This window comes from uncultured Sphingomonas sp., assembly GCF_934560975.1.
GTDB lineage: Bacteria > Pseudomonadota > Alphaproteobacteria > Sphingomonadales > Sphingomonadaceae > Sphingomonas_I.
In genome coordinates, this window is sequence record NZ_CAKTFO010000024.1 from 24067 (window position 1) to 33765 (window position 9699).

A 9699-nucleotide genomic window follows, 5' to 3' on the forward strand; every position below is an offset into this window, starting at 1 on the left:
GCGGGGCGGCGTGTATCGTCGGGCCGTAACCGCCTGCGGGGGTCGGCACGCACGTCATGAATTCTCAAGCGTTCAGTCTTCTCGGCATCGCGCTGATCCTGGCGGTCGCGGTGGCCTTGTCGTCCAACCGCCGCTGGATCCGGCTGCGGGTGGTCGGCGCGGCTTTCGCCTTGCAGGTCGGCATTGCCATCCTGGTGCTGTACGTGCCGGTCGGGCAGCGGATCGTCGCGGCGATGGCGCGCGGCGTGGGCGACCTGCTCGGCTTTGCGGGGCAGGGCACCACCTTCCTGTTCGGTCCGTTCGCGACCTCCCCCCTGGGCCAGAATTTCGCGTTGCAGGCGCTGCCGGTGATCATCTTCTTCGCCAGCCTGGTGTCGATCCTCTACCATCTGGGCATCATGCAAAGGGTGGTGCGCTGGCTGGGCGGCGCGCTGGAATGGGTGATCGGCATCAGCAAGGTGGAGGCGCTGTGCGCGGCGGCCAACATCTTCGTCGGCCAATCGGAATCGCCTTTGGTGATCCGCCCCTACCTCGCCTCGCTCAAGCCCGCGCAGCTGTTCCAGGTGATGACCAGCGGCATGGCCGGCGTCGCCGGCACGATCCTGGCGGCCTATGCCTCGATGGGGATCAAGATCGACTATCTGCTCGCCGCCAGCTTCATGTCGGCGCCGGGCGCGATCCTGATGGCCAAGATCATCATGCCGGACGATCCCGCGGACGTGGCGCTGCCCGTCACTGAAATGGTCGACACCGCCCATGCCGACGAGGATGAGAAGCCCGCCAACGTCATCATGGCGGCCGCGCAGGGCGCGCAACTGGGCGTGCGGTTGGCGGTGATGGTCGGCGCGATGGTGTTCGCCTTCGTCGGGCTGGTGGCCTTGGCCAACGGCATCCTGACCGGCATCGGCCACGGCTTCGGCATCGCCGACCTGACGTTCCAGCGCATCCTCGGCTATGTGTTCGCGCCGGTCATGTACCTGATCAGCGTGCCATGGGATCAGGCGGGCATCGCCGGTGGCCTGTTCGGCGAGAAGATCGTGCTGAACGAATTCGTCGCCTACATCCATTACGGCCAGATCGCGGGCACGCTCAGCGCGCACGCACAGGCGGTGGTGATCTTCGCCTTGTGCGGCTTCGCCAATTTCAGCTCGATCGCGATCCAGATGGCGGTGACCGGCGGCCTTGCCCCCAGCCAGCGGCCGACGATCGCGCGCCTGGGGCTGAAGGCGCTGGTGGCGGGCAGCCTCGCCAACCTGATGTCGGCGGCGCTGGCCGGAATGCTTATCGCCTGAACCAGCGTTCCGCGGCGAACCACCAGGTGATGCCGCCCGCGATCAGCACCGACAGTCCGCACACCGCGCCAAACGCCCAGGGTTCGTGCGCGAAGGGTATGCCCTCGACGTTCATGCCGAGCAGCCCGGTCAGGAAGGTCAGCGGCAGGAAGATCAGCGCCACGATCGACAACAGCAGCGCGCGGCGTTCGATCTGTTCGGAGCGGAGGTCGGTCAATTGCTCGTGGATCAGGGCCGCGCGCTCGCGCACCGCCTCCAGCTCTTCCGCCATGCGGGCGAAGCGATCCGCCGCCTCGCGCAGGTGGAGCCGGTCGTCATCGTCCAGCCACGGCGCCGCCAGATCGGCCAGCCGGCTCAACGCCTCGCGCTGGGGCGCCACGAAGCGGCGATAGACGATCGCGTCGGAGCGGGCGGTGGCGATCCGGCGGCGGGTCTCGAACACGCGATCGGGATCGAACTGCGTCTCGCAATCGTCGATCTCGTCACCCAAGTCGGTAATGACCGGATCGACCTGCCTGGTGATGACGATGCCGAGCTGGCTGATAAGGTCACCGGGATCGCGGATCGCGCCCTTTTCCATCTGCTCGCGCAGGTAATCGAGGCCGCCCAGCGCGTGGAGGCTGACCGAAACGGCGCGCCCCGCCTCCACCCAGGCGCGGATGGAGACGAGCCGGTCATCGCCGCTGTCATCGTCGGCGGCGGCGGGCCCGCGCAGGTTGATGAGCGCGCCGTCCGCAATGGGTTCGCAGCGCGGCCGCGTCTCGATTGCGGTCAGCGAGTGGGCGACCGTGTCGGGCATCCCGCCATGCTGTTTCAGCCAGTCGAGCGTGTCCTCCTCGCGCCCGTCGAGGTGGACCCAGACGAACGCCGCTTGCTGCGGCGCGGAGGCACAGGCGGCGGCGGGCTCCAAGCTCTGTCCCCGGCCATCGCCCGCCAGCTGATAGGCCCAGCCCTTCATGCCCGATCCCACATCAGATGGACGGTCAGGCCTGGCGGTGCCGTCACCGGGAGCGGCCCCGGGATCCGTTCTGCATCGGCGCGTGCTCGATCCAAGATCGCCGTCGGCATGTCGGCCGGATGGAAGATGCGATCGGCCAAAGCCAGCAGGCGCGCGGCGCGCAGCGTCAGTTCCTCCGGATCGGGCGATCGGATCACCACCTGCTCCATCCGGTCGGCGACGACCAGTTCGGACACCACCTCCGGCGCGGGATGGTCGACAAAGGGATCGAGCGATCCCCCCTCCGCCAACATCGCGCCGATCGCGCGGCGGCGTTCGCCTGTATCAGGGTAAAGCCCGCGCAAGGTGTCGCGCGCGCCATGCAGCGCCTCCGCCACCCGGCCGAGCGAGGCGGGCAGCACCGCCTCCAGCCGCTGGCGCAACGCCGCCGCCAGCCCGGCGGACACGCCGCCCGTGCCGATCGCGATCAGCACGGGGTTGCGGTCGACGATGGCGGGCAGGGTGAAGTCGCACACATCCGGCCGGTCCACCACATTGACCAGCAGGCCGCGCGCCTTGAGCGCGGCGGCGGCCTCCTCATCGTCATCGGCGACGACGGCCAGCATGGCGGGGGAGTTGGGCTGCACAAATACGGCGCCCGCGCGTTCCAGCAGGCGCCGTTTGGCATCGGCCGCCGGACCGCTGCCGACCAGGATCACCGGTCGGCCGGTCAGGCGGACGAAGATGGGCAGGCTGTTCGTAGCCGCTCCGTCAGATCGACCGCGCGTAGGCGCGGATCGTGTCGGCAATGTCCGGCCGCTCCAGCGCCAGCGCCAAATTGGCGATGATGAAGCCGGCCTTCTCGCCGCAATCGTGGCGCGTGCCGGCAAAGGTCTGGGCGTGGAACGGCTGCTTGCCGATCACTTCGGCCAGCGCGTCGGTCAGCTGGATCTCGCCACCGGCGCCGGTCTTGCCCTCGCTCAATATGTCGAGCACCTCCGGCTGGAGGATGTAGCGGCCGACCGCCGCCAGGCGCGACGGCGCCTCGCCCTGCTTGGGCTTTTCGACGAAGCCCTTCACCTCGGTCACCGCGCCGTCGGCGGCACCCGGATCGACGATGCCGTAGCGGCTGGTATGCTCCTCCGGCACCTCCAGCACGGCGATGACGTTGCCGCCCTTCGCCTGGTAGGTTTCGTTCATCTGCGCCAGGCAGGGGCGCTCCGGATTCCACAGCAGTTCGTCGGGCAGCAGCACCGCGAACGGTTCATCCCCGATCAGGTGGCGCGCGCACCAAACGGCATGGCCGAGGCCCGCCATCTGCTGCTGGCGCACGAAGGCGGCCTGGCCGGGGTCCAGCTTGGTCGGCTGCATCGCCTCCAAAATGGCATGCTTCTGCTTGGCGTTCAGGTCATGCTCGATCTCGAACGCGGTATCGAAATAATCCTCGATGGCGTGCTTGCCGCGCCCCGTGACGAAGATCATCTGCTCGATCCCGGCGGCGCGCGCCTCGTCGATCGCATATTGGATGAGCGGGCGGTCCACCACCGGCAGCAATTCCTTGGGCACCGCCTTGGTGGCGGGCAGGAAGCGCGTGCCGAAGCCCGCGACCGGGAAAACTGCCTTACGTACCGGCTTGATGGTCATGCCTTCTCCTTGTTGAGCCAGGGGGGGAGGGTGTCCGCCGCGATCAACGCTTCGATCGGCTGACGCTCCCGAATGATTGCCCAATCCTCGCCGTTCACGATCGCTTCGGGGGTCAGCCCGCGCGAATTATAGGTGTTGGCCATGGTCGCGCCATAGGCGCCGGCGGTCATGAAGGCTACCAGATCGCCTGCCTCCACCCGGTCCATCTCCCGCGCGCGGGCAAAGGTATCGCCCGTTTCGCAGATCGGGCCGACGATGTTGGCGGTGGCGCGCTCACCCGACGGCTCGATCGCACGAATATCGTGCCACGCATCGTAGAGGCTGGGGCGCATCAGATCGTTCATGCCGGCATCGACCACCACGAACGGATAGCCCACGCCATCCTTCACCCGGATGACACGCGTGACCAGCACGCCGGCATTGCCGACGATCACCCGGCCGGGCTCGAAGATCAGCCGCACGTTCCAGTCGGCGGTCACCGCTTGCACCATCGCGCCATAATCGGCGGGCGAGGGCGGCGGCGGCAGAGCGGGATTGTAGGGGACACCCAGGCCCCCGCCCAGATCGGCGGTGGCGATGGCGTGGCCGGCGGCGCGCAGCTCCGCGATCAATGCCCCGATCCGCTCGAACGCGGCGCGGCTGGGGCCAAGATCGGTCAGCTGGCTGCCGATATGCACCGCCACGCCCACCACCTTCAGCCCCGGCAAAGCGGCGGCGTGGGCGTAGGCGTCCAGCGCGCGATCATAGGCGACCCCGAACTTGTCGTCGGCGCGGCCCGTCGAAATCTTGGAGTGGGTGCCGGCATCCACGTTGGGGTTGATGCGGAAGGCGACCTGCGCCTCCAGCCCCAACTTGGTGGCGACGTCCGACAGCATGTCGGCTTCGGGCACGGATTCGAGGTTGAACTGACCGATGCCTTCGCGCAGCGCCAGAATCATCTCCTCGGCGGTCTTGCCGACGCCCGAAAACACCACCTTCTCGGCCGGAACGCCTGCGGCCAGCGCACGCATCAGCTCGCCGCCCGACACCACGTCCGCGCCAAGGCCGAGGCGGGCGAGCGTCGCCAGCACCGCGCCGTTGGGGTTGGCCTTGACCGCAAAGGCGACCAGCGGATCGTCCAGCCCGGCCAGCGCCTCGCGGAACACGCGGACGTGCCGCTCGATCGTGGCGGTGGAATAGACGTAGACGGGCGTGCCCGCCTCGGCTGCGATCGCCGACAGGGGTACGTCCTCGGCGTGCATGGCGCCGTCGCGGAGTGTGAAATGGTCCATCTTTACCGGGGCGGAAGGTCGAAGGGATCGTCGGCGCGCGGCTGCGAGCGGGTGATCAGCTCGTCGCTGCGGCCGGGGCGGACAGCGGGGGGCAGCGCCAGCAGCTGATCGGCGGTCGGCACGGCCGGGGCAGTGGCCGGTTTGGGCGGCAGCGCGGCACCGTTCGGCGGACGCAGGCTCTGCCGGTCGCCACAGGCGGCGAGCAGCAGCAGCCCACCCAAGGCCAGATGCCGGATCATGCCGCGCCGTCCAGCCCTGCGCGGGCTGCGGCGATGCGGGCGCGGACCTGATCGGGGGCGGTGCCGCCATGGCTGGTCCGGCTGGCGACCGAGGCATCGACGCTCAGCACGGTGAACACGCGATCATCGATCCGTGCGTCGATCGCCTGCAATGCCACAAGCGGCAGGTTGGCGAGCATCACGCCTTCGCTTTCGGCCAGCTTGACCGCGCGGCCGGTGATATGATGCGCCTCCCGGAAGGGGACGCCGCCTTCGCGCACCAGCCAGTCGGCCAGGTCGGTGGCGGTGGAAAAACCGCTCTCCGCCGCCGCGCGCATCCGTTCGGGCACGAAGCGCGTCGTTTCCACCATGCCGCTGATCGCCGCGATCGACAAAGCGAGCAGATCGTGCGCCTCGAAGACGGGCGGCTTATCGTCCTGCATGTCCTTGGAATAAGCCAGCGGCAGGCCCTTCATCGTCATGACCAATGCCGTCATGCAGCCGGCGATCCGCCCCGAATGGCCGCGCACCAGCTCGGCCGCGTCGGGATTGCGCTTCTGCGGCATGATCGACGAACCGGTGGAATAGGCATCGGGCAGCCTGATGAAGCCGAACGGCTGGCTCGCCCAGATCACGAACTCCTCCGCCATCCGGCTGAGGTGGAGGCTGCACTGGGTCGCCGCCATCAGGTAATCCAGCGCGAAGTCGCGGTCGGATACGCTGTCGAGTGAGTTGTCGGTCGGAGCGTCGAAGCCCAGCGCCCGCGCCGTGTCCGCGCGGTCGATCCGGAACCCGGTGCCGGCCAGCGCCGCGCTGCCGAGCGGGCAGCGGTTCAGGCGGGCACGCGCATCGGCGAAGCGCGAGCGGTCGCGCGCCACCATCTCGTACCACGCCATCAGATGGTGGCCGAGCGTCACCGGCTGCGCCACCTGCAGGTGGGTGAAGCCGGGCATGATCGTGGCCGCATGCTCCTCCGCGCGGGCGAGCAAAGCGCGTTGCAGCGCTTCCAACCCCTGGTGCACCGCATCCATCGCGTCGCGCACCCACAGGCGGAAGTCGGTCGCGACCTGATCGTTGCGCGAGCGCGCGGTGTGGAGGCGTCCGGCGGCCGGTCCGACGATGTCGGCCAGGCGGCTTTCCACCGTCATGTGAATGTCTTCCAGCGCGAGGTCGACCGGCGGCCCGCTCTGTTCATATTCGGCGGCGATCTGCGCCAGGCCCGCATCGATCGCGACCACATCCTCGCCCGAGACGATGCCCTGCCGCCCCAGCATCGCGACATGGGCGCGGCTGCCGGCAATGTCCTGCCGCCACAAACGTTGGTCGAACGGGATCGAGGCGTTGATTTCGCGCATGACCGCGCTAGGCCCCTCGGCGAAACGACCGCCCCACATCGCATTGGAGTTCGACATGCGGCGACTTGCCCCGTTATCTGTGCTGTTGCTGACGGCGATTGCCGGCGGCTGCCATAAGCAAGCCGGTCCCGCACCGCAAGCGGAGGACGTCGCGCCGCAGCCGCAGCCCGCCGCGACTCAGGCGGCGACCGACACGTCCAACGCCGGCAAGGGACTGCCCACGGCCGAGATCACCGATCCCACCGGCGCCCCCGCCAAGCTGTCCGACCTGAAGGGCAAGCCGGTGCTGGTGAATCTGTGGGCGACGTGGTGCGTGCCGTGCGTCAAGGAATTGCCGACGCTGGATGCGCTGGCCGCGCGCGAGGCGGGCAAGTTGCAGGTGGTGGTGGTGAACGAGGATCTGGAGGGCCCGCGCGCGGTTCAGCCCTTCCTCAAGCGCCGCCCGCTGAAGACGCTGAAGACCTGGATGGACACGTCCAACGCGCTGATGATCCCGCTCAAGACCGCGTCGTTGCCGACCACGATCCTCTACGATGCGAACGGCAAGGAAGTGTGGCGCGTCAGCCGCGACCTGGACTGGACGGGCGCGCAGGCCAAGGCGCTGCTGGCGCAGGCCGGGGCCTGATCCCTCCGCTCCCCCCTCGCCCCCTCTGACCGAGGGGGGCGAGGGGCAGGCCCAGATCAGTCGCGCAGCAGTTCGTTGATGCCGGTCTTGGCGCGGGTCTGCGCGTCGACGCGCTTCACGATCACCGCGCAATAGAGGCCGGGCCCGCCATTCTTGCCGGGCAGGGTGCCGGGCACGACCACCGAATAGGCCGGCACCCGGCCGGTGAAGATCTCGCCGGTCGCGCGGTCCACGATCTTGGTGGACGCGCCGAGATAGACGCCCATCGACAGCACCGCGCCTTCCTCCACGATCACGCCTTCCGCCACTTCGGAGCGTGCGCCGATGAAGCAGCCATCCTCGATCACCACCGGATTGGCCTGGAGCGGCTCCAGCACGCCGCCGATGCCGGCACCGCCCGACAGGTGGACGTTGCGGCCGATCTGGGCGCAGCTGCCGACCGTCGCCCAGGTGTCCACCATGGTGCCTTCGCCGACATAGGCACCGATATTGACGAAGCTCGGCATCAAGACCGCGCCCTTGCCGATAAAGGCGCCATGGCGGACGACGCAGCCCGGCACCGCGCGGAAACCCGCCGCGCGGAAATGTTCGGCATCCCAGTGCGCGAACTTGGTCGGCACCTTGTCGAAGGAAGGACCACCCGCCGCGCCGCCGACGACGCGATCATTGTCGTTGAGGCGGAAGGAGAGCAAAACCGCCTTCTTCAGCCACTGATTCACGGTCCAGCCGTCCGCGCCCTTCTCGGCGACCCGCAATGCGCCTTCGTCCAGTCCAGCGAGCGCGGCGTCCACGGCATCGCGGACTGCGCCGGTGGTGGCGGGCGAAAGGGTGTCGCGCGCCTCCCAGGCGGCGTCGATCGTGGCTTCAAGCGTCATGCGGTCTCCAGAATGTCGTGCAGCCAATGGCCGAGGTCGGCGGTCCGGTAATCGATATGATCGCCGCTGTCGTCCCCCGCCTGTTCCGATCCGTTGTCGATCCACAGGGTGGTGAGGCCGAGCGCCTTGGCGGGCGCCAGGTTGCGTGTCATGTCGTCGGCGAACAGGGCATGCGCCGGATCCACGCCGAACGCCTGCACCATGGAGGCATAGGCCGCCGCCGCCGGCTTGGGCTGGTAGGCCATGGCGTGGATGTCGTGGATCGCCTCGAAACTGTCGGACAGGCCGACCCGCGCCAGCACGCGGCGGGCATAATCGGCATCGCCGTTGGTGAAGATCAGCTTGCGGCCGGGCAGGCGCGCGATCGCCTCGATCAGGCGGCGATCCTCGGCCAGCACGTCCATCTCGATCGCATGGACGTCCTCCAGGAAATGATGCGGGTCGACGCCGTGGTCCGCGATCAGGCCGGACAGGGTGGTCCCATGCTCGCGGAAGTACCGCTTCTGCAACGCGAACGCTTCGGCGCGTGGGAGGCCGGTGATCCGGGCGACATAGGCGGTCATGCGCTGGTCGATCAGCCCGAACAGATCGCACGACGCGGGGTAGAGCGTGTTGTCGAGATCGAAGATCCAGGCGTCGATATGGGCGAGGGCGGGGGTCATGCCGATGCTCCTACCATGTCGTTCCCGAGTGGGCAGGGGGTTATCGCTCAAGGGCCGGAGATGTGGCGGCGCTAGATTGCCGCGAGAGAGAGGGGCCCCTGCCTTCGCAAGGGCGACGGCTTGGCGCTAAGGGCTGACATTCAGCCCTGCAACGTCGCTCCTGCAAATGCAGGAGCCCATCTCGCTACCGCCACGATACTGCCGAGCTGGAATAAACGCGGCTCCTCATCCCGAAGGCATCGGGTCACAGGTAGGAGGGCAAATCCGCCGGTTCGATCATCACCTCGCGGCGGCCGACATGGTCGGGTTGCGAGATGATGCCGGCTTTCTCCATCCGCTCGATCAGGCGGGCCGCGCCATTGTAGCCGATGCGCAATTGCCGCTGCAGCCACGAGGTCGAGGCTTTGCGATTCTCCACCACCAGTTGCACCGCGCGACGATAGGTCTGCGTTTCGGGATCGTCCGGGCCGGTCGGCGCGCCCTCAATCTCATAGGCGCCCTCAGCCGGCTCCTCGGTGACGGCGGAGACATATTCGGGCGGGCGCTGCGACTTCCAATGCTCCGCCACGCCGCGCACCTCGTCGTCCGAGACGAAGGGCCCGTGGACGCGCAGGATCTGCTTGCCTCCGGCGACATACAGCATGTCGCCCTTGCCCAGCAGCTGCTCCGCCCCCTGTTCGTTGAGGATGGTGCGCGAATCGATCTTGGACGCGACCTGGAAACTGATGCGGGTCGGCAGATTGGCCTTGATGACGCCGGTGATGACGTCCACCGACGGGCGCTGCGTCGCCATGATCAGGTGGATGCCGGCCGCGCGCGC

General features: G+C 68.3%; 11 protein-coding genes. 2 read left to right on the top strand and 9 right to left on the bottom strand.

Features of this window, described 5'->3' with window-relative positions; translation table 11 throughout:
- Nucleotides 1-56 precede the first annotated feature (56 nt).
- A complete protein-coding gene (locus Q0D93_RS12920; protein WP_294395062.1) occupies nucleotides 57-1292 on the top strand; it encodes a nucleoside transporter C-terminal domain-containing protein in 1236 nt (411 codons plus the stop codon).
- On the opposite strand, the gene Q0D93_RS12925 is transcribed toward Q0D93_RS12920, so the two are convergent.
- Genes Q0D93_RS12925 through argH form a run of 6 tightly spaced genes read right to left on the bottom strand, consistent with a single transcriptional unit; the run spans nucleotide 1282 to nucleotide 6756 of the window.
- A complete protein-coding gene (locus Q0D93_RS12925) occupies nucleotides 1282-2250 on the bottom strand; it encodes a zinc transporter ZntB (protein WP_294395064.1) in 969 nt (322 codons plus the stop codon). The genes Q0D93_RS12920 and Q0D93_RS12925 overlap by 11 nt on opposite strands.
- The gene (locus Q0D93_RS12930) at nucleotides 2247-3038 is read right to left on the bottom strand and encodes an NAD(P)-dependent oxidoreductase (RefSeq protein ID WP_294395066.1); all 792 of its coding nucleotides are present in this window, start codon (nucleotides 3036-3038) and stop codon (nucleotides 2247-2249) included. The genes Q0D93_RS12925 and Q0D93_RS12930 overlap by 4 nt, the downstream gene beginning before the upstream one ends.
- The gene (gene galU / locus Q0D93_RS12935; protein ID WP_294395083.1) at nucleotides 3001-3867 is read right to left on the bottom strand and encodes a UTP--glucose-1-phosphate uridylyltransferase GalU; all 867 of its coding nucleotides are present in this window, start codon (nucleotides 3865-3867) and stop codon (nucleotides 3001-3003) included. The genes Q0D93_RS12930 and galU overlap by 38 nt, the downstream gene beginning before the upstream one ends.
- Before the next feature lie 2 nt (nucleotides 3868-3869).
- On the bottom strand, nucleotides 3870-5144 hold the full coding sequence (lysA, locus tag Q0D93_RS12940) for a diaminopimelate decarboxylase (RefSeq protein WP_294395068.1): 1275 nt from the start codon (nucleotides 5142-5144) through the stop codon (nucleotides 3870-3872).
- A 2-nt stretch (nucleotides 5145-5146) separates the two neighbouring features.
- A complete protein-coding gene (locus Q0D93_RS12945) occupies nucleotides 5147-5383 on the bottom strand; it encodes a hypothetical protein (protein ID WP_294395070.1) in 237 nt (78 codons plus the stop codon).
- Nucleotides 5380-6756, bottom strand: coding sequence for an argininosuccinate lyase (gene argH, locus Q0D93_RS12950; protein ID WP_294395085.1), 1377 nt, complete (start codon nucleotides 6754-6756; stop codon nucleotides 5380-5382). Before argH ends, Q0D93_RS12945 begins: the two co-directional genes overlap by 4 nt.
- 16 nt (nucleotides 6757-6772) lie before the next feature.
- Here argH and Q0D93_RS12955 point away from each other — a divergent pair, with 16 nt between their 5' ends.
- A complete protein-coding gene (locus tag Q0D93_RS12955; RefSeq protein WP_294395073.1) occupies nucleotides 6773-7342 on the top strand; it encodes a TlpA family protein disulfide reductase in 570 nt (189 codons plus the stop codon).
- A gap of 56 nt (nucleotides 7343-7398) precedes the next feature.
- Here the strand turns inward: Q0D93_RS12955 and dapD are convergent, their stop codons facing one another.
- The 3 genes from dapD to Q0D93_RS12970 all read right to left on the bottom strand — a co-directional run.
- Nucleotides 7399-8217 carry a 2,3,4,5-tetrahydropyridine-2,6-dicarboxylate N-succinyltransferase gene (dapD, locus tag Q0D93_RS12960; RefSeq protein ID WP_294395075.1) on the bottom strand — a complete coding sequence of 273 codons (819 nt, stop codon included), beginning with the start codon at nucleotides 8215-8217 and terminating at the stop codon, nucleotides 7399-7401.
- The gene (locus tag Q0D93_RS12965; RefSeq protein WP_294395077.1) at nucleotides 8214-8879 is read right to left on the bottom strand and encodes a pyrimidine 5'-nucleotidase; all 666 of its coding nucleotides are present in this window, start codon (nucleotides 8877-8879) and stop codon (nucleotides 8214-8216) included. Before Q0D93_RS12965 ends, dapD begins: the two co-directional genes overlap by 4 nt.
- 244 nt (nucleotides 8880-9123) lie before the next feature.
- Nucleotides 9124-9699: DNA translocase FtsK (locus Q0D93_RS12970; protein WP_294395078.1), on the bottom strand; the 576-nt coding region annotated here is incomplete at its 5' end.

Bases quoted from the DNA above. Each gene is read 5' to 3' on its own strand.
- dapD (WP_294395075.1), bottom strand. From the start codon at position 8,217: ATGACGCTTGAAGCCACGATCGACGCCGCCTGGGAGGCGCGCGACACC.
- Q0D93_RS12925 (WP_294395064.1), bottom strand. From the start codon at position 2,250: ATGAAGGGCTGGGCCTATCAGCTGGCGGGCGATGGCCGGGGACAGAGC.
- Q0D93_RS12945 (WP_294395070.1), bottom strand. From the start codon at position 5,383: ATGATCCGGCATCTGGCCTTGGGTGGGCTGCTGCTGCTCGCCGCCTGT.
- lysA (WP_294395068.1), bottom strand. From the start codon at position 5,144: ATGGACCATTTCACACTCCGCGACGGCGCCATGCACGCCGAGGACGTA.
- Q0D93_RS12955 (WP_294395073.1), top strand. From the start codon at position 6,773: ATGCGGCGACTTGCCCCGTTATCTGTGCTGTTGCTGACGGCGATTGCC.
- Q0D93_RS12920 (WP_294395062.1), top strand. From the start codon at position 57: ATGAATTCTCAAGCGTTCAGTCTTCTCGGCATCGCGCTGATCCTGGCG.
- argH (WP_294395085.1), bottom strand. From the start codon at position 6,756: ATGTGGGGCGGTCGTTTCGCCGAGGGGCCTAGCGCGGTCATGCGCGAA.
- Q0D93_RS12965 (WP_294395077.1), bottom strand. From the start codon at position 8,879: ATGACCCCCGCCCTCGCCCATATCGACGCCTGGATCTTCGATCTCGAC.